The 23,182-nt window shown below is 69.7% G+C and carries 18 protein-coding genes; 11 read left to right on the top strand and 7 right to left on the bottom strand.

Annotated features, from left to right (window positions below; genetic code table 11):
* Window positions 1-28: 28 nt before the first annotated feature.
* Window positions 29-2,089 (bottom strand): NADH:flavin oxidoreductase, encoded by a 2,061-nt coding sequence (locus OP79_RS37580; RefSeq protein WP_033326904.1) that lies wholly within the window; start codon window positions 2,087-2,089, stop codon window positions 29-31.
* A gap of 172 nt (window positions 2,090-2,261) precedes the next feature.
* A complete protein-coding gene (locus OP79_RS37575) occupies window positions 2,262-3,044 on the bottom strand; it encodes an IclR family transcriptional regulator (protein ID WP_051745224.1) in 783 nt (260 codons plus the stop codon).
* Window positions 3,045-3,294: 250 nt separating this feature from the next.
* Between OP79_RS37575 and OP79_RS37570 the strand changes: the two genes are divergently transcribed.
* The 3 genes from OP79_RS37570 to OP79_RS52595 are packed head-to-tail and all read left to right on the top strand — an operon-like array spanning window position 3,295 to window position 6,329.
* Window positions 3,295-4,452 carry a quaternary amine ABC transporter ATP-binding protein gene (locus OP79_RS37570; RefSeq protein WP_245685589.1) on the top strand — a complete coding sequence of 386 codons (1,158 nt, stop codon included), beginning with the start codon at window positions 3,295-3,297 and terminating at the stop codon, window positions 4,450-4,452.
* Window positions 4,445-5,377, top strand: a complete 933-nt coding sequence (locus OP79_RS52600) for an ABC transporter permease (protein ID WP_051745222.1) — start codon at window positions 4,445-4,447, stop codon at window positions 5,375-5,377. Before OP79_RS37570 ends, OP79_RS52600 begins: the two co-directional genes overlap by 8 nt.
* Before the next feature lie 28 nt (window positions 5,378-5,405).
* A complete protein-coding gene (locus OP79_RS52595; RefSeq protein ID WP_051745220.1) occupies window positions 5,406-6,329 on the top strand; it encodes a glycine betaine ABC transporter substrate-binding protein in 924 nt (307 codons plus the stop codon).
* A gap of 96 nt (window positions 6,330-6,425) precedes the next feature.
* Here OP79_RS52595 and OP79_RS37560 read toward each other — a convergent pair whose 3' ends face one another.
* Together OP79_RS37560 and OP79_RS37555 are read right to left on the bottom strand one after the other, a co-directional pair.
* The gene (locus tag OP79_RS37560) at window positions 6,426-8,213 is read right to left on the bottom strand and encodes an IclR family transcriptional regulator domain-containing protein (RefSeq protein ID WP_033326902.1); all 1,788 of its coding nucleotides are present in this window, start codon (window positions 8,211-8,213) and stop codon (window positions 6,426-6,428) included.
* 131 nt (window positions 8,214-8,344) lie between these two features.
* Window positions 8,345-9,625, bottom strand: coding sequence for a M6 family metalloprotease domain-containing protein (locus tag OP79_RS37555; protein ID WP_051745217.1), 1,281 nt, complete (start codon window positions 9,623-9,625; stop codon window positions 8,345-8,347).
* 266 nt (window positions 9,626-9,891) lie between these two features.
* Between OP79_RS37555 and OP79_RS37550 the strand changes: the two genes are divergently transcribed.
* Together OP79_RS37550 and OP79_RS37545 are read left to right on the top strand one after the other, a co-directional pair.
* Window positions 9,892-10,536, top strand: a complete 645-nt coding sequence (locus OP79_RS37550; RefSeq protein WP_033326900.1) for a TetR/AcrR family transcriptional regulator — start codon at window positions 9,892-9,894, stop codon at window positions 10,534-10,536.
* A 176-nt stretch (window positions 10,537-10,712) separates the two neighbouring features.
* The gene (locus OP79_RS37545) at window positions 10,713-12,254 is read left to right on the top strand and encodes an MFS transporter (protein WP_033326899.1); all 1,542 of its coding nucleotides are present in this window, start codon (window positions 10,713-10,715) and stop codon (window positions 12,252-12,254) included.
* 138 nt (window positions 12,255-12,392) lie between these two features.
* Here OP79_RS37545 and OP79_RS37540 read toward each other — a convergent pair whose 3' ends face one another.
* Window positions 12,393-12,896 (bottom strand): MarR family winged helix-turn-helix transcriptional regulator, encoded by a 504-nt coding sequence (locus OP79_RS37540; RefSeq protein ID WP_033326897.1) that lies wholly within the window; start codon window positions 12,894-12,896, stop codon window positions 12,393-12,395.
* A 132-nt stretch (window positions 12,897-13,028) separates the two neighbouring features.
* Here OP79_RS37540 and OP79_RS37535 point away from each other — a divergent pair, with 132 nt between their 5' ends.
* Complete coding sequence (locus OP79_RS37535) at window positions 13,029-13,835, top strand: dioxygenase family protein (protein ID WP_033326896.1); 807 nt, start codon at window positions 13,029-13,031, stop codon at window positions 13,833-13,835.
* 27 nt (window positions 13,836-13,862) lie between these two features.
* Here OP79_RS37535 and OP79_RS37530 read toward each other — a convergent pair whose 3' ends face one another.
* Window positions 13,863-14,381 carry a GNAT family N-acetyltransferase gene (locus tag OP79_RS37530; RefSeq protein WP_033326894.1) on the bottom strand — a complete coding sequence of 173 codons (519 nt, stop codon included), beginning with the start codon at window positions 14,379-14,381 and terminating at the stop codon, window positions 13,863-13,865.
* 167 nt (window positions 14,382-14,548) lie between these two features.
* On the opposite strand from OP79_RS37530, the gene OP79_RS37525 reads away from it, so the two are divergent.
* Entirely contained in the window at window positions 14,549-15,541 is a 993-nt protein-coding gene (locus OP79_RS37525) for a sigma-70 family RNA polymerase sigma factor (RefSeq protein WP_033326893.1), read from the top strand.
* A 323-nt stretch (window positions 15,542-15,864) separates the two neighbouring features.
* Here OP79_RS37525 and OP79_RS37520 read toward each other — a convergent pair whose 3' ends face one another.
* Window positions 15,865-16,857: a helix-turn-helix transcriptional regulator gene (locus OP79_RS37520; RefSeq protein ID WP_033326892.1), complete on the bottom strand. Its 993-nt coding sequence runs from the start codon at window positions 16,855-16,857 to the stop codon at window positions 15,865-15,867.
* A 106-nt stretch (window positions 16,858-16,963) separates the two neighbouring features.
* Between OP79_RS37520 and OP79_RS37515 the strand changes: the two genes are divergently transcribed.
* The 4 genes from OP79_RS37515 to OP79_RS37500 all read left to right on the top strand — a co-directional run bounded on the left by OP79_RS37515 (window position 16,964) and on the right by OP79_RS37500 (window position 22,848).
* On the top strand, window positions 16,964-18,481 hold the full coding sequence (locus OP79_RS37515; protein WP_033326891.1) for an MFS transporter: 1,518 nt from the start codon (window positions 16,964-16,966) through the stop codon (window positions 18,479-18,481).
* Between the two features lie 242 nt (window positions 18,482-18,723).
* A complete protein-coding gene (locus OP79_RS37510) occupies window positions 18,724-19,485 on the top strand; it encodes a DeoR/GlpR family DNA-binding transcription regulator (protein WP_033326890.1) in 762 nt (253 codons plus the stop codon).
* Window positions 19,482-20,429 carry a 1-phosphofructokinase gene (gene pfkB / locus OP79_RS37505; RefSeq protein WP_033326889.1) on the top strand — a complete coding sequence of 316 codons (948 nt, stop codon included), beginning with the start codon at window positions 19,482-19,484 and terminating at the stop codon, window positions 20,427-20,429. The genes OP79_RS37510 and pfkB overlap by 4 nt, the downstream gene beginning before the upstream one ends.
* Before the next feature lie 310 nt (window positions 20,430-20,739).
* Window positions 20,740-22,848: a PTS fructose transporter subunit IIABC gene (locus OP79_RS37500; protein ID WP_033326888.1), complete on the top strand. Its 2,109-nt coding sequence runs from the start codon at window positions 20,740-20,742 to the stop codon at window positions 22,846-22,848.
* Window positions 22,849-23,182 lie beyond the last annotated feature (334 nt).

The raw sequence follows: 23,182 nt of genomic DNA, 5'->3' as shown, positions 1-23,182 counted from the left end.
TCAGGAATTGACGTGGGGTCAGAGGTGCTCAGACCGGCAGGCACAGCCGCAGCGCGTCGTAGATCGCGGCGTGGATGTTGCGGGCTGCGACGGCGTCGCCGATGCGGAACAGCTGGTAGCGGCCCGCCTCGTTGCGGACCACCGACTGTTCCTCGTGCGCCAGCAGGGCGCGGTGGTCGACCTCACCGAGGTTGGTCGAGTCGGGGAGCAGCTCGAAGTACAGCTCGTCCATGGGAAGCGTTCCGTGCTCCACGATCACGTGGTCCACGATCCGTTCGGTCTCGGCCTCGGTGTACTCGCTGTAGAGGGTCGCGGCGAGCCGTCCGTCCTCGGTGCGGCGTACGGAGCGCAGCCGCTGGGCGAGCGTGGTGATGACGTCGTGTGCGGTGAACACCCGCAGGTAGGCGGGGGAGTTCATGCTGCCGACGTCGGGGGCGAGGGTGCGCTCCGGAGTGACGTACTCGATCCAGGCGCCGGATGTCGTGAGGACCTCCACGGCGTCCATGGCCGGGTAGCCGCCGTGGTCGTCGTAGACCAGGATCTCGCCCCGCGGGCGCCGCAACGAGCCCGTCATCACGTCCCAGGTGTCGAAGACCAGCCCCTCGCCCTTGGTGAGGAAGCTGCGGTTGGGCATGCCGCCGGTGGCGACGATCACGAGGTCGGGGTGTTCGGCGAGGACGTCGTCGGCCTCGGCATACGTTCCCAGGCGCAGGTCGACGCCGAGGTGCTTGCACTCGGCGAGACGCCAGTCGACGATCTGGATCAGGTCGCCCCGGCGCGGGTTCGACGCGGCGAGCCTGATCTGCCCGCCGGGCTGGTCGCTCGCCTCGAACAGGACGACGTCGTGGCCGCGTTCACCCAGCACGCGCGCCGCTTCCAGACCGGCCGGACCGCCCCCGACGACCACTGCCTTCCTGCGGCGGCCGATGGTGGGGGAGATGAGGTGCGGTACGTGGAGTTCGCGGCCGGCGGCCGGGTTGTGAACGCACTTGGTGTCGCCGGAGTCGTAGATCGCGTCGAGGCAGTAACTCGCCCCGACGCAGGGCCGGATGCGGTCCTCCTGGCCGGCCTTCACCTTGGCGATCAGGTGTGGATCGGCGATCTGCGCGCGGGTCATGCCGACCAGGTCGAGCAGCCCTTCGCGCAGGGCGTGCCGCGCAGTGGCCACGTCGGCGATGCGTGCCGCGTGCATCACGGGGATGGAGAGCCGTCGCTTGACCTCGCCGGTGAAGTCCAGGAACGGCCCGAGCGGGGTGCCGATGGATGGGATGGCCTTGGCCAGGGACGCGTCGCTCTCGATGGAGCCGTGGATGGCGCTCACGAAGTCGATGCCGTCGGCGGCGTACTGCTCGGCGGCGGTGAGCGCCTCGTCGAAGGTGAGACCGTGGAGACCGCTGAGGTGCGCCTCGTCGAGCGACATCCGGATGCCGACGACGAAGTCGGGGCCGACGGCTTCGCGGACGGCCCGGATCACCCGGCGCGGGAACGCCATGCGGTTCTCCAGGCTGCCGCCCCACTCGTCGTCGCGGTGGTTGGTCGCGGGGGACAGGAAGCTGTCCAGGAAGTGGCCGTACGCCTCCAGCTCGATGCCGTCGAGGCCGCCCTCCCGGCAACGAAGCGCCGCGGCGGCGTAGTCGGCGACGATCCGGTCCAGGTCCCAGGCCTCGGCGGCCTTCGGGAAGGCACGGTGCGCGGGTTCGCGCAGCGGTGAGGCGGAGACCACCGGCAGCCAGTCACCGGTGAAGTTGCTGGTGCGGCGCCCGAGATGGGTGACCTGGCACATCACCGCCGCCCCGGCCTCGTGCACGTCGTCGGCGAGCCGGCGCAGCCACGGCACGATCTCGTCGCGGTACAGGAGCAGATTGCCGAACGCGGGCGGACTGTCGGGGGAGACCACCGCCGAGCCGCCGATCATCGTCAGGCCGACCCCGCCCCGCGCCTTCTCCAGGTGGTAGGCCCGGTAGCGGTCCTTGGGCATGCCCTCCTCGCCGAACGCCGGTTCGTGGGAGGTGCTGACCACACGGTTGCGCAGGGTGAGGTGCTTGAGCTGGAAGGGCTGGAGCAGAGGATCCAGGGTGGTTGAGGGCACAGCCGCTCCTCAGGGACGCGCCGGACGGTGATTTCGCTTGGTTTCGCTATGCGAAACGACACCGTGATACGAGACAGATAGTGAAGCTGGGAATCCCCAGCCGTCAAGAGCCCCCTGTCTGTCTCGGTCCGTCTCGGTCTGTCTCGCCGCGTGGCCCGGATCGGCGCCCGGCTCAGCCGCGCTTCACGTACCCCCGGCGCCAGGAGATCTTCGTGCCGGCCTTCATCACCTGTTCCGCGAGGTCGGGAACGGTGTCCTCGTTGATCCGGAAGGTCGGCCCGGACAGCGTCACGGCCGCGATGACCTGGCCGTTCAGGGAGTGGATCGGAGCGGCGATGGCGGCAAGGCCTATCTCGTGCTCCTCGCTGGTGGTGGCGTAACCGCGCTCGCGGACCGCTTCGAGCTCCGCCGCGAGACGCACCGGGTCGACGATGGTGTGCGGGGTGTACTGCTTCGGCCGCTTCGCGAAGATCTCCGCGATCTCGTCGGGGGTCATGTGTGCCATGAAGAGCTTGCCTGCCGAAGTGGCGTGCATCGGGGAGCGCCGGCCGACCCAGTCGATGCTCATGATCGCCGAACCGATCGCCTGGTCGATGCTGATCACGTCGTCGCCGTCCTGGATCGCGACGTTCACGGTGTCGCCCACGGCCGCGGCCAGCTCCTGGCAGACGGGGTGGCTCAGCACGGCCAGGTCGTTCACCTTGCTCGCGCCGCCCGCGAGTTCGACCATCGTGTACCCGATGCGGTACCGCCCGCGCTCGGTGTCCTGCTCGACCATGCCCCGTGACTCCAGGGTCGCCAGCAGCCGGAACACGGTCGACTTGTGGATGGCCAGTTCCTCGGCGATCTCGGTCACGCCGCTGGGGCCCTGCTTGGCCAGCACCTGCAGGATCGACACCGCCCGGTCGACGGACTGCACCGAGTGATCACGTGGGCGGCTGCCGTTGCTGGTCATGGCGGAAGAGTAGTCGAGCGGCAGAAGCTGCCGGCGAGCCTCTGGCCACCTGGTTCCACCCCGGTGTCACGGCCGCATGGTGCGCCTTCCCATGACAGTCGTCCGGGGTTAATTCGCCGTTTCCTTCCTCCAAGGGCCTTGACGGGTCGCCCGGCGCGGGGACATGGTTCGTACCGCATTGCACATTAGTTTCGCATTGCGAAACAACCTCGACCTTTCCGCCCCGCGCGGACCCCGGAGGTGGGGCACGGTGATTGAGGCATCTCGGCTGAAAAAGGTGTACGGCTCGGTATCCGACGGAGTGCACGCGGTCGACGGCGTGACGTTCGACGTGGCGCCAGGAGAGCTCTTCGTGATCATGGGGCTGTCGGGCTCCGGCAAGTCGACCCTGCTCCGCATGCTCAACCGGCTGGTGGAGCCGACCTCCGGTGAACTGCGCATCGACGGCCGCGATGTGCCGGCGATGGGCGACGCGGACCTCCGGGAGCTGCGCAACCGCAAGGTCAACATGGTCTTCCAGCACTTCGCGCTGTTCCCGCACCGCACGGTCCGAGAGAACGCCGCCTACGGCATGCGTCTACGGGGAGTCGCCGAGTCCGAGCGGCTCGATCGCGCCGACTGGGCGCTCAGGACAGTCGGCCTCGGTGACCGGGGCGACGCCTACCCCGGTGAACTGTCCGGTGGTCAGCGGCAGCGTGTGGGTCTGGCCCGCGCGCTGGCCACGGACGCCGAGATCCTGCTCATGGACGAGCCGTTCAGCGCGCTCGACCCGCTGATCCGCCGCGACATGCAGGACCTGCTGCTGACGCTGCAGCGGGACCTGCGCCGCACGATCGTCTTCGTCACCCACGACCTCAACGAGGCGATGCGGCTGGGCGACCGGATCATGGTCATGCGGGACGGGCGCGTCGTACAGCTCGGAACCGCGACCGACATTCTCCACACGCCCGCCGACGACTACGTCCGCGACTTCGTCTCCGACGTCGACCGTTCACGCGTGCTGACCGCGAGCGCCATCATGCGCGAGCCGCTGATGACGGCGAGCGCGGACGACGATCCCCAGGACGTCCTGAGGAGGCTGTCGAACGTCGAGGCCGCGGGGGTCTACGTACGGGATTCCGACGGGCGCATCGCCGGAGTGGCGCGCGACGACCTGCTCGCCCAGGCCGTCCGGGACGGCCGTACGTCCGTGCGCGAATGCCTGGTCGAGGAGTACGAGCGGACCGGCCCCGACACCCTGCTCGTCGACCTGTGCCCGCGGGTCGGACGGCACACCGTGCCCCTTGCCGTCACCGACGACGACGGCCGGCTCCTCGGCGTCGTCCCTCGTGCGGCACTCCTCACGGCGTTGTCCGATCCCCGGAAGTCGGACGCGACCGCCCCCCGGAAGGAGGCGGCCCATGTCTAGCCCCTTGTTCACCATCGACCTCGGTACGCCGGTCAGTTCCGCCGTCGACTGGCTCACACAGCACATGGGCGGCCTCTTCGACGCCGTCTCCTCGGTGATGACGGAGCTGGTCAACGCCGTGCTCTTCGTACTCACCGCACCGCACGCGCTCGTCGTGACAGCGGTGTTCACGGTGCTCGCGTTCCTCGCCCGCAAGTGGGGCTTCGCCGCCTTCACCGTCGTCGCCTTCCTGCTCATCCAGGGCATGGGCCTGTGGACCGAGGCGATGCAGTCCCTTGCCGTCGTCCTCGTCGCGTCCGTCCTCGCCGTGGCCATCGGAGTGCCGATCGGCGTATGGGCCGCCCGGGGCCCGGTGGCCAGCGCCGTAGTCCGGCCGGTGCTCGACTTCATGCAGACCCTCCCGGTGTTCGTCTACCTCATCCCGGCCGTCTTCTTCTTCGGCATCGGCCTCGTCCCCGGAGTCGTCGCGACCACCGTCTTCGCCGTACCGCCCGCCGTCCGCCTCACCGAACTGGGCATCCGGCAGGTCGACAAGGAAGTCGTCGAGGCCGCGCACGCCTTCGGCGCCAAGCCCCGCCAGATCCTGCGCGAGGTCCAACTCCCGCTCGCCCTGCCCTCGATCATGGCCGGCGTCAACCAAGTGATCATGCTGGCCCTGTCCATGGTGGTCATCGCCGGCATGGTCGGCGCCGCCGGCCTCGGCACCGTCGTCGTCCGCGGCATCAGCCAACTCGACGTGGGCGTCGGCTTCCAGGGTGGACTGGCCGTCGTCTTCCTCGCCATCTTCCTCGACCGCGTCACCGGCGCCCTGGCCGCGCCGAGGCGACGCCGTCGCCGCAAGAACAGCACCCGGCCCACCCCGGCCGCCGACGCCACATCCGCTCCCGTCCCCGCCCCCGAACCCGCCGTCGCGGCTTCGGCGTGAAGATTGCCCAAGAACAGGAAAACCGCTCATGAACCGCACCTCACGCCGCTCCCGCGGCTCGCTCCTCCTCGGCTGTATCGCCGTCGTACTCACCCTGGTCACCACCGCGTGCAGCGGAGAGACGGCGAGCGTGGACTCCGGCTCCGGCGGGGGGAGCGGCGACTCGAAAACGGTGAAGATCGCCGTCGTCGAGGGCTGGGACGAGGGCACCTCCGCCACGTACCTGTGGAAGGAGATCCTCGAAGAGAAGGGCTACAAGGTCGATGTCCAGTCACTGGACATCGCCAGCGCTTTCACCGGCGTCGCCAACAAGCAGGTCGACCTCTACCTCGACGCCTGGTTGCCCAGCACCCACGAGTCGTACTGGAAGAAGCTCGGATCCAAGCTGGAGGTCACCTCCACCTGGTACGAACCGGCCGACCTCAATCTGAGCGTCCCCACATACGTCAAGGACGTCAACTCGATCGCCGACCTCAAGACGCACGCCTCCGAGTTCGGCGGCCAGATCGTCGGCATCGAGGCGGGCTCCGGCCTGATGCGGCTCACCCGTGAGAGCGTCATGCCCGCCTACGGCCTCAAGGACGACTACCAGCTCACCGAGAGCAGCAGCTCCGCGATGCTCTCCGCGCTGCAGAACGCCATCGCGAAGAAGAAGCCGATCCTGGTCACCCTGTGGCGACCGCACTGGGCGTACGCCAAGCTGCCGCTGAAGGTCCTCAAGGACCCCGAGGGCGCATACGGCGACCCCGACAAGGTCCAGGCCATCGCCCCCAAGGGCTTCGCCGCCGACCACCCCGAACTGGCCGGCTGGCTCAAGAACTTCAAGCTCACCTCGGCCCAACTGGGCAGCCTCGAACTGCTGCTCCAGAAGAAGGGCTCGGGCCATGAGCAGGAAGCCGCGAAGGAGTGGATCGATGAGAACAAGACGCTGGTCGACTCCTGGCTGAAGTGAGCCGCACAGGAAGACCGTGACGGGTGGTTCGGACCGGTCTTCCTCAGGGGTACGCGCGTGCAGGACGGACGGTCTTCGTCGCTCGACCAGCCCGCCTCAAGACGCCGGTACGCGCGTGAACCGCCCCGCCACCCGCAAGTCCGCCTCGATCGCGTCCACCGTCGTACGCAGCTGAGGCAGCACCTCCGCGACGCACTGCTCCGGCGTGCGTCGTGAGCTGTGCATGGCGACGTTCACCGCCGCCACCACCTTGCCCGTGCGGTCGCGGACCGGGACCGCGATGGAGCGCAGGCCCTCCTCCAGTTCCTCGTCGACCAGGGCGTAGCCGTCCTCCCGTACGCGGTCCAGGGCGGCCGTCAGCGAGGAGGGGTCCGTGAGTGTGCGCGGGGTCAGGGCGGGCACGGTGGGCGTGGGGCGTTCGGCGGGGGGCAGGTCCGCGAGCATGACGCGGCCCAGGGACGTCGCGTACGCGGGCAGACGTGTGCCGATCGTGATGTTGGCGCTCATGATGCGACTGGTGGCGACGCGCGCCGTGTACTGGATCTCGTCGCCCGCCAGGACCGCCAGGGACGCCGAGTCGTGGAGCCGGCCCGCCAGTCCGGCCAGGTGCGGTGCCGCGATCTGCGGGAGCGTCGTGCGGGACAGCGGCGGAAATCCGAGGCCCAGGACACGGGGCGTCAGCGCGTACGTCCGGCCGTGCGAGGTGACGTATCCCAGGTGCTCCAGGGTGATCAGCGCCCGGCGAGCCGTCGCGCGCGCGAGCCCCGTGGCCCGCGCGACCTCCGTGAGCGTCAGTTCGGCCCGCCCCTCGCCGAACGACGTCAGCACGGTCAGCCCGCGCGCCAGCGACTCGACGAACTCCCGGCCCAGCTCCTGCTTCGACGCCCCCGTCCAGACCGCGAGGCCCGACGGAGCGGCCGGAGAAACGGCCGGAGGAACGGCCGGGGCCGCCCGCAGATCCCGTTCCATGGCCCGCACCGTCTCCCGCAGCCGAGGCAGCAACGTGGCTTGCAGCGAGTCCGCGGTGTGCCGGCTGGTGTGACTCACCACGCTCACCACACACGCGATACGCCCACCGCCCTGACCCTGCACGCCGCGCACGGGCATGGAGAGGGCGACCAGACCCGGCTCGATCAACTGGTCGTCGAGGGCCCAACCCCGCGTACGCGCCTCGGCCACCCGCCGCTCGAAGTCCTCGTCCCCCAGGGGGTGTTCACCGGCATCCACCTCGCGAGGCCTCTTCGGCCCGGCCGCCGGACCCGCTTGTCCTGCCGGGGGGCCGGGGGCCGCCCCCCGGGAAGACACAGCGCGCGGCGGCAACGCCGGAAAACCCCGGTCCTCGGGATCCGCGGCCCGCCGCTCGCGCCACCGCGCCCAGTCCTCGTCAGTCCACTCCGTGGCGAACAGCGGCCCGGGCGCGGTGCGTTCGGCCGGCAGCAGATCGCCGATCCGGAAGCTCAGCGACATCGTGCGCCGCCGGGTCGCCTGGTGGATGAAGCGGATCCCGTCCCGGTCGGCGACCGCCAGCGACACCGACTCGTCCAGCTCGTCCGCCAGCGCGTCGGCCCGCGCGTCCAGCAGCCGGGGCAGCCGCAGCGCGGCCAGATACGCGTTGCCCAGCTCCATCAGCCGCGGCGCGAGCACGGTGTCCCGACCGTCGAGGCGTACGTACCCCATGCGCTCCAGCGTCGCCGCGATCCGGTCGACGGTGGACCTGGCAAGGCCCGTGGACCGCTCCAGGCCACTGAGACTCGACGTCCCGCCCGCCTCGGTGAGCCGGCGCAGCACGGCGATCCCGCGCATCAGCGGGGCGACGGCTTCCGCGGGCACGGGCTCGTCGGCGCCGGGGTTGCCGGGCGCCGGCGTGAGGTCTGTCGATGGCATGGGCTCTCGGGTTCTCGGGCGGGCTCTCGGGTTCTCCGTGACGCTGTCCGGAACACCGTAACCACCGCCGACCACCCGCCACCCGTCCCAGCCGGAGCCGCACCACCTCCCCGCCGCGCGCCGTACACCCGTCACCGGCGCGTGACGCGCACCCGCTGCTTCCCGTCCCCGTCCATCTCCCCGACCCGGATCCGGATCCCCGCCCGCACGTCCTTGAACTGCCGCCCCGGCCCGAACGTCGCGTCCGACAACTCGGCATGCACGTTCGGGCTGCGCGTGCACCCTCCGCTGTCCTTGGTGGAGTCGACCACGTGGATGGGGCCGCGCCCGGTGTCGACGTCCGCGTTCACCTTGTAGACGAGTACGCCCGACTTGCAGACCTCCTCGTCATTGCCCCCGGGGGTACGCAACTCGACCGCGTACCCCCGCTTCGTGTCGATCGGCACGAAGACCAGCTTGGCGCCGCCGCGTTCCGGCAGCGGGGTCAGGACGTGCTCGGTCGTGCCGGGCGTGGCCACGCAGGCGACCTGGTCGTTGTCGAGCCAGCCGAGCTTCCACTTGTGCCAGCCCAGCAGATCGTTACCGGCCCCCCAGTCCTCGCTCATGATGTCCCAGTGCCCGACCGCGCCGCCCCCGTCCTGGGTGTAGAGGTCGGGCAGGCCGAAGACATGGCTGTTCTCGTGGGGGAGTACGCGATAACCGGTCTTGGCGTACGAGCCGGAGCCGTCGTCCTGGCGGCTGTAGATGAAGGACGCGTTGGCGAGGGGCGTGCCGTCGGCGACCGGCGCCTCCGCGTTGCCCGAGAAGGTCACCGACAGGACGGTGTCCAGGGCGGAGGGGCCCGCGTTCGGGGTGACCAGGACGTTCAGGAGGTCGTACGCCTTGAAGTCCACCTTCGGATCGGCCACGGCCACGAGGTCCTCGACCAGCTCCCGGTACGCGGGATCGAAGGGGGCGCCGCGTTCCAGCCCGTACTCCTTGAAGGGCTTGGGCATCCGCAGCCAGTGGCCGACGGGGGCCTCGGGGCGATAGACGAGACGGCCGTACGAACTGGTGCGGAACCAGCGGGTGGTCTGCGGGAAGAACTCCCGGTAGCGGTCGAGCGCGCTGCCCCGGCCGGGCGCGTCGGAGAAGTCGACCATGAGGTTCAGGGCCCGGACGGTGCCGGTGGAGCGGGCGTAGCCGGGCGGGGTCGGGATGCCCTCCGACAGCTGTACGTCCACCGAGCCGCTGATCATGCAGGGGCCGAGCGCCGCAGGGCGTGCCGTCGTTCTCGGTCCCGCCGCCGTCGCCGAACCGGCCGGCAGCCGTCCGCTTCCCGCCGAGGTGCTGACCACCAGCGTCAGCAGCGTCACCGAGGCGAGGGCGACGCCGCGGCTGCGCGGGCGTATCCGACGGCTGGTGGGCTGCATGCAGGGGGCCTTTCGCTCCAGGCAGCCGGCCGTGTCTGGCTGCACCCTGTCCGATCACCCTGTGTCGCCCGCTGAGGGGGCGCGCGCTGGAGGAGACCGATCGTGGGAGGCCGTCCGGAGAGGCGCGGTGAGCGATGTGACTCGGGTCACAGAAAGAAAAGGGAAGGGCGGGAAATAACCGGGGATCGTTTCCCCGTTTAGCCATGTGTCCGAGCGAAACGGGGAGCAAGTCCCCGGATCGCACAGCAACTCCCGAGGAGTACGCCGTGACCACCGTCGCCCCCGTACAGCACAAGGCGCCCCGGCCGCGCGCCGACGCCCTGCGCAACCGGGAGCGGATCGTCACCGCCGCCCGCGAGATGTTCGTCGAGTTCGGGGCCGATGTGCCGCTCGACGAGATCGCCCGCCGGGCCGGCGTCGGCAACGCCACGGTGTACCGCAACTTCCCGGACCGCGACGCCCTGGTGCGGGAGGTCGTCTGCTCGGTCATGGACCGGGTCTCCGAGCAGGCCGAGCAGAGTCTCGCCGCGAGCGGCGACGCCTTCGAGGCCCTGTCTCGCTTCGTGCACGTCTCCGCCGACGAGCGGGTCAGCGCGCTCTGCCCGATGATCTCCAGCACTTTCGACAAGCACCACCCGGACCTGGTCGCCGCGCGCGAGCGACTCGAGCAGCTGGTCGAGTCGCTCATGGAGCGCGCCCAGAAGGCCGGGCAGCTCCGCACCGACGTGGGTGTCGGAGACGTGTTGATCACCATGGCCCAGCTCTCCCGGCCGCCCGCCGGCGCCGGATGCCTGAGCCTCGACCCCTTCGTACACCGTCATCTGCAGCTGTTCCTGGACGGTCTGCGGGCACCGGCCCGCTCCGAACTGCCCGGCACGGCCGCGACCATGGAGGACCTGCGACAAGCATGACCGAGCAGTCATGACCGATTAGTTCGGCGCCCAGCGCCAGTCACCACTCGCAGCGCGCAACGCGCACAGAGACAACGCGCACAAAACTTCCGGCCGTCACCGACGAAGACGTCACCGACGGGTCGTCCCTTCACCTCATCCTTTTTTCGCTACGAAGTCCCGGAGTGGGTATCCCCATGTCTGAAACAGACCAGGCCACCGCCGCCAAGGCGCCGGCAGCCGATCCCAACCGCTGGAAAGCGCTGACCTTCATCGCGCTCGCCCAGCTGATGGTCGTGCTCGACGCGACCATCGTGAACATCGCCCTTCCCTCCGCCCAGCAGGACCTGGGGATATCGGACGGCAACCGGCAGTGGGTCGTCACGGCCTACGCCCTCGCGTTCGGCGGTCTCCTCCTCTTCGGCGGCCGGATCGCCGACCTGTGGGGCCGTAAGAACGCCTTCGTCGTGGGCCTGATCGGCTTCGCCGCGGCCTCCGCGCTCGGTGGCGCCGCCACCAACGAGGCGATGATGTTCGGCGCCCGCGCCCTCCAGGGTGTCTTCGGTGCGCTGCTCGCGCCCGCCGCGCTCTCCCTGCTCGCCGTGATGTTCACGGACGCCAAGGAGCGCGCCAAGGCGTTCGGCATCTACGGTGCGATCGCCGGTGGCGGTGGCGCCGTCGGCTTCATCCTCGGCGGTGTGCTGACCGAGTACATGGACTGGCGCTGGACGTTCTTCGTCAACATCCCGTTCGCGATCGCCGCGGCGCTCGGCGCGTACTTCGTCATCCGTGAGCCGGAGGGCGGCCGCAACCGCAACCCGCTCGACATCCCCGGCGTGCTGCTGTCCACCCTGGGCCTGGTCGCGCTGGTCTACGGCTTCACCCGCGCCGAGTCCGACGGCTGGGGCGACTCCGTGACCGTCGGCATGTTCGTCGCGTCCGCGGTCCTGCTGCTCGCGTTCGTCGTCACCGAGGCCAAGGTCAAGGCCCCGCTGCTGCCGCTGCGCGTGATCACCGACCGCAACCGTGGCGGGGTGTACCTCTCGCTCGGTATCGCGATCATCGCGATGTTTGGCACGTTCCTGTTCCTGACCTACTACCTGCAGATCGTGAAGGGCTACTCGCCGATCAGCACCGGCTTCGCCTTCATGCCGATGATCGTCGGCATGATGGTCGGCTCGACCCAGATCGGCACGCGTCTGATGACCCGCGTTCCCGCGCGGCTGCTGATGGGCCCCGGCTTCCTGGTCGCCGCGGTCGGCATGCTCCTGATGACGCAGCTGGAGATCGGCTCGTCGTACGCCTCGATCATCCTGCCGGCGATGCTCCTGCTCGGTCTCGGCATGGGTACGGCGTTCATGCCGGCCATGTCCCTGGCCACCCTGGGCGTCGAGCCCCGGGACGCCGGTGTCGCCTCCGCGATGGTCAACACCTCGCAGCAGGTGGGCGGTGCGATCGGTACGGCCCTGCTGAACACGATCGCCGCGTCGGCCACGACCTCCTACATCGCGGACCACATCGGCTCCGCGACCTCCCGCTCCCAGCAGCAGCTGGTCCAGCTTCAGGGCCAGGTGCACGGCTACACCAACGCGATCTGGTTCGCCGTCGGGATGCTGGTGCTCGCCGCGGTCATCGTCGGCACCCTCGTCAACGCAGGCAAGCCCGACATGACGGCGACAGCCACCGGAACGGGTGACGAGGCCGAGGACGAGCTGCCGGTCCCGGTGATCGCACACTGACGGGACGGCGCGGGGTCACCCACTGACCCTCGTACGTACGCAGTGGTGGGGACGACTTCGTACGTACGAATCCGGGATCTGCCCCGGCTCCATGAGCGGTGGAGCCGGGGCAGATTCATGCCTTGAACGAATGCGATCTCAACGAAGCCAGGGCAGATCCGCGCCGGCGTCCTTGGGCTGAAGGCCTTCGGCGATGATCTGCAGGGCCTCGCCGAAGGCCTTCTGCTGGTCCGGGGAGAGCCGGTTGAAGACGGCCCGGCGGACGGCGTCGACATGACCCGGAGCGGCCTGCATCAGGACCTTCAGGCCCTGGTCGGTGATGATCGCGAACTGTCCGCGCTTGTCCGAGGGGCAGTCCTCGCGCCGCACCCAGCCGTTCTTCTCCAGCCGGGCAACGGCATGGGAGAGCCGGGACCGCGTGATCTTCATCTTCATCGCGAGTTCGGTCATCCGCAGCCGCCTGTGCGGTGCCTCACTGAGACACGCGAGCAGAACGTAGTAGATGTGCGGCATCTTTGCGTCGCGCTGGAGCTGACGATCGAGATGGTCCTCAAGGAGTGCGGTGGCGTGCACATACGCACGCCAGACGCGCTGCTCCTCCTCGCTGAGCCAGCGCGGCTCTTCGGTGTGTGCCGTGTCCATGTACCTACTGTAGACGACCCCTCCTTGAATTTTAAACGAAAGAGAGCTATTGTCCTTTTCAGATAAGTTGAGCATTCAAGTATGAGACTCAAATCAAGATCAACTATGAGATCCCGGAGGGGAGCCGCCGCCATGTCCGCCGCCACCGAGGAACGTGCCGTCCCCGAGCGCATGCCCGCGCTCTACCTCTCGCACGGAGCCCCGCCGCTGGCCGACGACCCCGTCTGGCCCGGCGAACTGGCCGCCTGGTCGGCCGACCTGCCGCGCCCCAAGGCGATCCTCATGGTCTCCGCCCACTGGGAAGAAGCCCCGCTGGCCCTCGGCGCGGTCGAGACCGTCCCGCTCGTCTACGACTTCTGGGGCTTCCCCGAGCACTACTACCGGGTCCGCTATGAGGCTCCCGGCGCCCCCGAACTCGCCGAGTCCGTACGCAAGTTGCTGCGCGCCCCCGGCATCCCGGTGCAGGACATCCCCGACCGTGGCCTCGACCACGGGGCGTACGTCCCGCTCGTCGAGATGTTCCCGGCGGCCGACATCCCCGTACTCCAGATCTCGATGCCCACGCTCGACCCGGTCCGCCTGATGGACATCGGCCGCAAGCTGGCACCGCTGCGCGACGAGGGCGTCCTGATCGTCGGTTCCGGCTTCTTCACGCACAACCTCGCGGCCCTGCGGCACACGGGCGGCGGAGTCCCCTCCTGGTCGAGTGAGTTCGACGACTGGGGGCGCAGGGCCCTTCAGTCAGGTGACATCGACGGGCTGCTCGACTTCGAGCGCAAGTCCCCGGCAGGCCGCCTCGCCCACCCCCGCACCGAACACTTCGCCCCGCTCTTCGTGACGATGGGCGCGGCGGACGCGGTGGGCGAACTGAAGGACCAGAAGTCCGTCATCGAGGGCTTCTGGGTGGGCATGGCCAAGCGGTCGGTGCAGTTCGGCTGAGGGCTGTTCCTGGTACGGGGAGAGCCCCTAGAGTTCTTTCTCGTACCAGGCCACGTCCCAGTACCGTCCGAACTTCCGCCCGACCTCGCGATACGTGCCGACGTACCGGAAGCCGAAGCGCTCGTGGAGCCGTACGGACGCCTCGTTCGGCTGGGTGATCCCCGCGTACGCCCGGTGCAGGTCCTCCAGAGCCAGATCCTCGAACAGGGACTTGTACAGCAGCGTGCCGATGCCGCGTCCGCCCGCGTCGGGGGCGAGGTAGATGGTGACCTCGACGGAGGTGCCGTAGGCGGGCTTCACCCTGTAAAGGCTGGATGTGGCGTAACCCAGAATCAGCTGTGAGTCCACCTCTACGGCAACCTTCAGGCGGTGCGGACCGTCTTCAGGGTGGGAGAGCAGCCAAGAGCGGCGTTCTTCCGGAGTGAAGACCGCGGTATCGAAAGTGATGGGCGTCGCGCGTACGTAGTGGTTGTAAAGGTCGGTGAGGGCTTTGAGGTCAGCCTCGACTCCCGGCCTGACCAGCACCTCTGTACGTTCCGACGACATCTGCCCTCCCTTTGTGGCGGAACAGGGTACTGCAAGATCAGAAAATTTGAGGGGCTGGTTGGGAATTCTGTCCGGATTCCAGTCGTTGAATCCATCGGAGGCAGGGCACCCGGAAGGGTGGCCGAACCCCACAGATGACCCGCAAGCCACCACGTAAGGGAGCACGCATGGCAACCCGTGCCGTCGCCCGTCGCAAGTCCGCCTCCGGCGAGACCGACGTGGCACGCAGCGCTCGCGCGGGCGAGATCGCCGACCGCGACCTGGTCGGCATGTACCTCGACGAGATCGCGCGTACGCCGCTGCTCGACGCCGCCAAGGAGGTCGAGCTGTCCCAGATCATCGAGGCGGGTGTGTTCGCCCAGCAGATCCTCGACGGCGAGGTGACCGACGCCAAGGCGGAGGCCTCCCGTGAGGAGCTGGAGGCGCTGGTGGCCGACAGCGAGCGGGCCAAGGACATCTTCATCCGGTCCAACCTGCGCCTGGTCGTCGCGGTCGCGCGGCGCTATCCACGCAGCGGCCTCCCCCTGCTCGACCTGATCCAGGAGGGGAATGCCGGGCTGGTGCGCGCGGTCGAGAAGTTCGACTACCGCAAGGGCTTCAAGTTCTCGACGTACGCGACCTGGTGGATCCGTCAGGCCATCACGCGCTCGATAGCCGACCAGTCGCGGACCATCCGGCTCCCCGTCCACCTGGTGGAGGAGCTGGGCCGGATCCGCCGTGTGCAGCGCGAGTTCAACCGCGAGCACGGCCGGGAGCCGGAGCCTGCGGAGATCGCGGCGGAGCTGGGCTCGAACCCGGAGCGCGTCATCGACGTGCTGGACTGGGCCCGCGACCCGGTCTCGCTGAACATGTCGGTGGACGACGAGGGCGACACGCAGTTCGGCGACCTGCTCGAGGACACCTCGGCGGTCTCGCCCGAGCAGTCCGTGCTCACGCTGCTGCGCAGCGAGGAGCTCGACGACCTCATCGGGCGGCTCGACCAGCGCACGGCCTCGATCATCAAGATGCGGTACGGCATAGAGGACGGCCGCGAGCGCACGCTGACCGAGGTCGGCAAGGAGCACGGCCTCACCCGCGAGCGCATCCGCCAGATCGAGAAGCACGCGCTGCTGGAGCTGAAGAAGCTGGCTCGGCAGACCGGGTTCGACGCGGCGGCGTAACGCCTCACGGCAACGCTTCTCGATGGCTCGCACACCGGACCGAATACGCCTGCATCAACCGCTTGAGCCTGGGCACAAGCCTTCAGGGCCCAGAGCTCCCAGACCAAGTCCCGACGCTATCCCCCCCGGCGCCGGGACTTCCCCAGAGCCGAGCCTCCGGCGCCTCTCCCCCTGGCGCCGGGGCTCGGCTCGATCTCTGCGAGAGGCGGGGACAAGCGAAGGGCCACCCCGGACCTGAACCCCGGGGTGACCCTGTGGACACATTGTGTCACGAGGGCGGTCTCTGTGGCCCATACCAAGTGAGCGGGACTGGTGAAGCTCCCTCACCTCGGGGCTGGTGGAGTCCTCTGACCTCCGGCCGCCGCCCGGCTCAAGCGGCCCCCCAACTCCCGTACACACTGCACCAGTTCCGCCGGTTCATGGACCGTGAACTCGCAGTCCACCATCGCAAGCCGCACCGCCATCCACTCCACCGAGTCGCCCACGGCGGCCCGGAGCCGGCAGCTGTGGTCGTCCAGGGGCTCGGGAGTGCCGAGCCACTTGGGCAGGCGGGCCGCGATGAACTCCGCGGGCGCCGCGAACGTCACCTCCAACTCGTACGTCTCCTGCCGCCGGTACATCGACTGCCGCAGATACTCGGCCGCGCTCCCCGTCGGCAGCTCGCGCGGCGCGAAACGGGCGCCCGTCGCGAAGGGCTCGGAGACCCGGTCGACGCGGAACGTACGCCAGTCCTCGCGGTCGAGGTCGTACGCGACGAGATACCAGCGGCGGCCGGTCGACACCAGACGGTACGGCTCGGTCAGGCGCTTGGAGGGCGTGCCGTCCCCCGAGCGGTAGGCGAACCGCAGCCGCTCATGACCCGCGACCGTCGAGGCCATCACGGTCAGCGTCTCGGGCGCGATACTCGCCCCGTCGCCGCTGGTCAGGGGAGTGGTGGCGGCCTGAAGCGTGGAAACCCGGTGGCGCAGCCGGCTCGGCAGGACCTGCTCCAGCTTGGCGAGCGCCCGTACGGAGGCCTCGTCGACGCCCTCGACGGCGTGCCCGGCACCGGCCCGCAGCCCGACCGCGATCGCCACCGCCTCCTCGTCGTCGAGCACGAGCGGCGGCATGGCCTTCCCCGCGACCAGCCGATACCCGCCGTCCGCTCCCATCGTCGCCTGCACGGGATACCCCAGCTCCCGCAGCCGGTCGACATCCCGCCGTACGGTCCGCCGCGAGACCCTGAGCCGGTCGGCGAGCTCACCGCCGGGCCATTCGCGCGGGGTCTGGAGCAAGGAGAGGAGCTGGAGGAGCCGGGCCGGGGTGTCGGTGGTCATGGGATGTCTCCCTCTCGGCTGTGGTCTTCGGCTGTGTTTTCGGCTTCTCCGAGGATGCCCGACCACTAGGACATGAACTGACCTACTGGGCCTCTAACTTCGAAGCATGACCTCAACCGAGACCCCTCTCAACAGCCCGGCCACCACGGCCGACCGGCGACGATGGATCGCCCTCGCCATCGTGATGACCGCGGCCTTCATGGATCTGGTCGACGTCACGATCGTCAACATCGCGATCCCGTCGATCCAGCGGGACGCCGGCGCGTCGGTCAGCCACATCCAGTGGATCACGGCCGGATACGCGCTCGCCTTCGCCGCAGGCCTGATCACCGGCGGGCGGCTCGGCGACATCCACGGCCGTAAGCGCCTCTTCCTCATCGGCATCGGCGGATTCACGCTCGCGTCGGCACTCTGCGGATTCGCCGTGAACCCCGAGATGCTGGTCGCCTCCCGCATCCTCCAGGGCGGTATGGCCGCGCTGATGGTGCCGCAGGTGCTGTCGATCGTGCACGCCACCTTCCCGGCGCATGAACGCGGCAAGGTGTTCGGCCTGTTCGGTGCGGTCGTCGGGCTCGGGGCGGTGTCCGGTCCGCTGCTGGGCGCGCTGCTGACCGAGTGGAACCTGTTCGGCCTTGAATGGCGGCCGATCTTCCTCATCAACCTGCCGGTGGGCATCGCGGGCCTGATCCTCGGCCGCCGCTACATCACGGAGTCCAAGGCCCCGCAGGCCCTCAAGCTGGACCTCGTCGGTGTCGCCCTCGTCACCCTCGGCCTGCTGATGCTGCTCTACCCGCTGACCCGCGGCCGTGAGCTGGGCTGGCCGATGTGGGGTTACGTCTCGATGGTCGGCGCGTTCGTGGTGTTCGGGGCGCTGGTGGCGTACGAGAAGAGGAAGACCGTGCGAGACGGTTCGCCGTTGGTCGAGCTCTCCCTCTTCAAGGTCAAGAGCTTCGCGGCGGGCATCGCGGTGCAGACGGTCTTCGGGATCGCGCTCGGCATCTTCTTCCTGGTGTGGACGTTCTACATGCAGACCGGCCTCGGTTGGGGCGAGTTGCGTGCCGGCCTGACGGGCGTCCCCTTCTCGATCGCGGTGTCGATGGCGGCCGGGCTCTCGGTGCAGAAGCTGACGCCGCGGTTCGGGCGCAAGGTGCTCCAGGCGGGCGCGCTGCTCATGGCCATCGGTGTCCTGATCTACATCTGGGAGTCCGAGCGGTACGGCCTGTCCATCGCCCCCTGGCAGATGGCGCTTCCCCTGGTGGTCATGGGTGTGGGCATGGGCCTGATCGTCGCCCCGCTGACGGACGCGATCCTCTCCGAGGTGCCGCGCGAGCACGCCGGCTCGGCGTCCGGCCTGATCAGCACGGTCCAGCAGATGGGCAACGCGCTCGGGCTCGGCCTGGTGTCCGTGGTCTTCTTCGGCACGATGTCCGACCACCTGCCGCGGGCCGAGGTGGGCGCGGCCTTCGTCGATGCCTTCCAGAACGCGCTGATCTGGGTCGCCGCGGTGATGACGGCCATCTTCCTGCTGATGTTCGCCCTGCCGAAGCGGCCGGCTCAGCATGTGGAGGGCGACGAGACGACGCCCGCCGTCGCCGTGGACAAGGAGCCCGAACTCGTGGGCTGACGCCGCCAGTTCAAGCTGATCCTGCTCGAGCCGTCAGGCCCGGTCCCTCTCTGGGGCCGGGCCTGACGGCTGTCCCATGTGCCGCCCATGCCCCGTCCGTTCCCTGCACCCGAGCTCCCGGCGCCTTCTCGTCGATGTCCGTTCATGCCCACTTTTACGTCCGCGCCCGTTTACATGGCTGAAATCCGGGCGTACTCTACGAGTGAAACCACATGTTCGGGCATGAACGGAGGTGAACGGACATGTATGCACCGGAGCGACAGCAGGAGATCCTCCGGCTGGCGCGTGACGGTGGCCGCGTGGACGTGGTGTCGTTGGCCGAGGAGTTCCAGGTCACGGCCGAGACGATCCGGCGGGACCTGAAGGCGCTGGACCGCGCGGGCCTCGTGCGCCGGGTGCACGGCGGTGCCATCCCGGCCGGCCGGCTCGACTTCGAGCCCGATCTGGCCGAGCGGGAGACCACCGCGGCCGACGAGAAGGACCGCATCGCGCTGGCCGCGCTGGCCGAACTGCCCAGCAACGGCACGATGATTCTCGACGCGGGCACGACGATCGCCCGGCTCGCCGGGGCCCTCCCGCTGGAGGCGACGCTCACCGTCGTGACACACAGCCTCCCCATCGCGGCCCGCCTCGCCGACCATCCGGGCATTCAACTCCACCTCGTCGGGGGGCGCGTACGGCACCGTACGCGCGCCGCGGTCGACGCCTGGGCGCTGCGGGCGTACGGCGAGATCCGTGCCGATGTCGTCTTCCTCGCCACGAACGGCTTCTCCCTCGAGTACGGACTGACCACGCCCGACCTCGCCGAGGCCGCCGTGAAGCGCGCGGCCCTCGGTGCCGCGCGCCGTGTGGTGCTGCTCGCCGACTCCGCCAAGCACGGCCAGGAGCACTTCGCGCGCTTCGGCGCCCTCGACGACGTGGACGTTCTGATCACCGACAGTGGGCTGAGCCCTGAAGACGCGACCGCTCTCAAGCGCGGCGGCACGGAAGTGGTGCGTACATGATCCTCACGGTCACCCCCAATCCCTCGCTCGACCGGACCTACGAGATCCCCTCGCTCGACCGCGGCGAGGTCATCCGGGCCACCGGCGAACGCATGGACCCGGGCGGCAAGGGCGTCAACGTCTCGCGGGCGGTCACCGCGGCCGGCCGGCGCACCGTCGCCGTACTGCCGCTCGGCGGCGCCCCCGGCTCCCTCGTCGCCACCTTGCTCGACGCGCAGGGCATCGAGGTCGCGCCGGTCCCGGTCGCCGGGGCGACGCGCTCCAACATCGCGCTCGCGGAGGCCGACGGGGTACTCACGAAGATCAACGCACCGGGACCCGAACTCACCTCCACCGAGGAGGAGTTGCTCCTGGAGACGGTACGGACCCAGTCCCGTGACGCCTCCTGGATCGCCTGCTGCGGCAGCCTGCCGCGCGGCCTCGCCCCGTCCTGGTACGCCGCACTGGTCGCCCGAGCGCACGCCGCCGGCACCCGGATCGCACTGGACACCTCGGGGCCGGCACTGCTCGCGGCCCTGCGGGAACGCCCCGACGTCGTCAAGCCGAACGCCGAGGAGCTGGCGGAAGCGGTCGGCCGCCCCCTCGCCACCATCGGCGACGCGGTCAAGGCCGCCGAGGACCTGCGTGAACAGGGCGCCGGTGCGGTGCTGGCCAGCCTCGGCGCGGACGGGCAGTTGCTCGTCGAGGCCTCGGGCGTGTGGTTCGGCAGCGCCCGGGTCGACGTGGTCCGCAGCAATGTGGGCGCGGGCGACTCCTCGCTCGCCGGTTTCCTGATCGCCGGCGGCAGCGGCCCCGACGCCCTCGCCTCCGCCGTCGCGCACGGCGCCGCGGCCGTCCAGCTCCCCGGCAGCGTGATGCCGGGCCCGGCCGACCTGGACCCCTCCGCCGTGACTGTCACGTCGGAGGTTCCGGTGGATCGCGTACTGACGGAGCCGGTGTCATGAACTTCCGTACCGCCACCGCTGGTTCAGCCTGTACGACCTGTGCATCCCGTGCGTCTCGTACGACCTCTGGATCGGCCCTGAAGCGGCGGGGCCTGCCCCTCCCCGCCGCAGCCGGGGGGAGGCGGGGTTTCCCCGACCCCGCCTCCGCCTTCCCCGCTGACCTCGGCATATGTGACACTTCCGGCAATTCAGTCACGGCTGAGTGCGACACATCTGAACCCAGCCCGTCTGAACCCAGCCGGTCTGAACGCACCACCCCCGTCCCCGCCCATGACTTTCCCCGGGCGATACGCGTGCGAAGGAGCCCGCGATGAGCGAGATGATCACCGCGGATCTGGTCGATCTCGACCTGTCCGCCGATACGAAGGAAGCGGCGGCGCGCGCCCTCGCCGAGCGCATGGTGACCAAGGGCCGGGTGACCGACCTCGAAGGCTTCCTCGCCGACGTGGCCGCCCGCGAGGCCCAGATGCCGACCGGCCTAGACGGCGGCATCGGCATCCCGCACTGCCGCAGCGAACACGTCACCGAGCCGACGCTGGCCTTCGGGCGCAGTGCGGCCGGGATCGACTTCGGCGCTCCCGACGGGCCCGCCGACCTGATCTTCCTGATCGCCGCTCCGGCCGGTGCCGACGACGCCCACCTCACGATCCTGTCGTCGCTGGCCAGGCAGCTGATGAACACCGAGTTCACCTCCGCGCTGCGGGCAGTGGACGACGCGGAGGGGGCAGCCGCCCTGATCCGCGGGAACGAGCCCGCGGTGGCGGCGCAGGTCGCCGGCACGGCGGGCAGCACCGAAGACTCCGCGGCCCCGCCGGCAGGAGCGGCCTCCACCGAAGCCGCCGCGGACACCTCGGCACCGGGTACGACCACCGAGGACGGCCCGGCCCCGGAGAGCGGCGGCTCCGATGAGGGCGAGGGCGCCCGGCCGTTCCGTATAGTCGCCGTCACCTCCTGCCCCACCGGCATCGCGCATACGTACATGGCGGCCGAGGCGCTGGAGAACGCGGGCCGCGAGAACGCCGACGTCGAGGTCGTCGTCGAGCCGCAGGGCTCGGCGGGCTTCAACCGGCTCGACCCGGCCGTCATCGCCGCCGCGGACGGCGTGATCTTCGCGCACGACGTGCCCGTACGGGAGAAGGACCGGTTCGCCGGGAAGCCGACCGTGGACGTCGGCGTGAAGGCGGGCATCAACCGGCCCGCCGAGCTGATCGCCGAGGTCCGGGCGAAGGCCGAGCGCGGCGAGGCCACCGCGGCCGCGAGGCCCGGCGGTACGCCGGTCGAGCGGACCGGAGAGCCCGGCGAGGGCTACGGCTCAAAGCTCCGCAAGTGGCTGATGTCCGGCGTCAGTTACATGGTCCCGTTCGTCGCGGCGGGCGGTCTGCTCATCGCCCTCGGCTTCGCGATCGGCGGCTACCAGATCAACGAGGCCAAGTCGGTCACCGAGCACTTCGACTGGGGTCAGGTCGACAGCTGGGGCGCGCTGCTGTTCCAGATCGGTGGAGCGGCGTTCGGCTTCCTCGTCCCGGTCCTCGCCGGCTACATCGCCTACGGCATGGCGGACCGACCAGGACTCGTGCCCGGCTTCGTCGGCGGCGCGATCTCGGTGACGATCGGCGCGGGCTTCCTCGGCGGTCTGGTGGCCGGTCTGATCGCCGGTGGTGTCGTCCTCGGCATCCAGCGCGTGAACATCCCGGCTCCACTGCGCGGCATCATGCCGGTGGTGGTGATCCCGCTGATCTCCTCGGCGGTCGTCGGATTCCTGATGTTCGTGGTCATCGGCAAGCCGATCGCCGAGGCACAGGAGGCCCTGACCGACTGGCTGAACGGCCTCACCGGCACCAACGCCATCCTCCTCGGCGTGCTGCTCGGCCTGATGATGTGCTTCGACCTCGGCGGCCCGGTCAACAAGGTCGCGTACACCTTCGCGACGGCCGGCATCTCCGTGGCGGCCCCCAGCGACTCGGCGATGAAGATCATGGCGGCGGTCATGGCGGCCGGCATGGTGCCCCCGCTGGGCATGGCCCTGGCCACCACGATCCGCAAGAGGCTGTTCACCAAGGCCGAGCAGGAGAACGGCAAGGCGGCCTGGGTACTGGGCGCCTCCTTCATCTCCGAGGGAGCGATCCCCTTCGCGGCAGCGGACCCGCTGCGGGTCATCCCGGCCTCGATGGCGGGCGGTGCGGTCACCGGCGCCCTGACCATGGCCTTCGGCTCGACCCTGCGCGCCCCGCACGGCGGCATCTGGGTCACCTTCCTGATCGGCAGGCCCTTCCTCTACCTCCTGGCCATCGCAGCCGGCACGGCGGTAACGGCGGGTCTGGTGATCGCCCTGAAGGGCATGCGCAAGACCAAGCCGGCGGGCGAAGCCGAGACGCCGGAGGTGGCGGCTTCAAAGGCCAAGGAGCCGGTGGCTGCCTGACCTCCACGAGACGCGCTGTGGCCCAGGACGCAAGTCCTGGGCCACAGCGCGTCGGACGTATGTCGGGTGACGGTGCGTCGTGGCTGGTCGCGCCCACGCGGCGGAGCCGCAAATTGACACAGCCCCGCGCCCCTGAAAAGCCTGCGGCTCCACTCACCCCCAGCCACGACGTGCCCGCACTTGCCCTCCGGCGGGAGGGGTCGTGGGCCGGTGCGTCGTATGCCCGTCGCTTAGGTCCGGTCTCGGAGAACCCGCACCCTGTACCAGCTAAGGGCCGTATGCCCGCCCTGCGACGGGCTGACGCACCGGCCCACGACCCCGCACCCCCCACCCA

The organism is Streptomyces yerevanensis (assembly GCF_000716805.1).
Classification (GTDB): Bacteria; Actinomycetota; Actinomycetes; order Streptomycetales; family Streptomycetaceae; genus Streptomyces; species Streptomyces flaveus.
This window is presented reverse-complemented; position numbering and strand designations above follow the sequence as displayed.

Excerpts from the sequence above, each read along its gene's own strand:
- OP79_RS37575 (WP_051745224.1), bottom strand. The coding sequence starts at position 3,044 with ATGACCAGCAACGGCAGCCGCCCACGTGATCACTCGGTGCAGTCCGTC.
- OP79_RS52600 (WP_051745222.1), top strand. The coding sequence starts at position 4,445 with ATGTCTAGCCCCTTGTTCACCATCGACCTCGGTACGCCGGTCAGTTCC.
- OP79_RS52595 (WP_051745220.1), top strand. The coding sequence starts at position 5,406 with ATGAACCGCACCTCACGCCGCTCCCGCGGCTCGCTCCTCCTCGGCTGT.
- OP79_RS37560 (WP_033326902.1), bottom strand. The coding sequence starts at position 8,213 with ATGCCATCGACAGACCTCACGCCGGCGCCCGGCAACCCCGGCGCCGAC.
- OP79_RS37555 (WP_051745217.1), bottom strand. The coding sequence starts at position 9,625 with ATGCAGCCCACCAGCCGTCGGATACGCCCGCGCAGCCGCGGCGTCGCC.
- OP79_RS37545 (WP_033326899.1), top strand. The coding sequence starts at position 10,713 with ATGTCTGAAACAGACCAGGCCACCGCCGCCAAGGCGCCGGCAGCCGAT.
- OP79_RS37540 (WP_033326897.1), bottom strand. The coding sequence starts at position 12,896 with ATGGACACGGCACACACCGAAGAGCCGCGCTGGCTCAGCGAGGAGGAG.
- OP79_RS37535 (WP_033326896.1), top strand. The coding sequence starts at position 13,029 with ATGTCCGCCGCCACCGAGGAACGTGCCGTCCCCGAGCGCATGCCCGCG.
- OP79_RS37530 (WP_033326894.1), bottom strand. The coding sequence starts at position 14,381 with ATGTCGTCGGAACGTACAGAGGTGCTGGTCAGGCCGGGAGTCGAGGCT.
- OP79_RS37525 (WP_033326893.1), top strand. The coding sequence starts at position 14,549 with ATGGCAACCCGTGCCGTCGCCCGTCGCAAGTCCGCCTCCGGCGAGACC.
- OP79_RS37520 (WP_033326892.1), bottom strand. The coding sequence starts at position 16,857 with ATGACCACCGACACCCCGGCCCGGCTCCTCCAGCTCCTCTCCTTGCTC.
- OP79_RS37515 (WP_033326891.1), top strand. The coding sequence starts at position 16,964 with ATGACCTCAACCGAGACCCCTCTCAACAGCCCGGCCACCACGGCCGAC.
- OP79_RS37510 (WP_033326890.1), top strand. The coding sequence starts at position 18,724 with ATGTATGCACCGGAGCGACAGCAGGAGATCCTCCGGCTGGCGCGTGAC.
- pfkB (WP_033326889.1), top strand. The coding sequence starts at position 19,482 with ATGATCCTCACGGTCACCCCCAATCCCTCGCTCGACCGGACCTACGAG.
- OP79_RS37500 (WP_033326888.1), top strand. The coding sequence starts at position 20,740 with ATGAGCGAGATGATCACCGCGGATCTGGTCGATCTCGACCTGTCCGCC.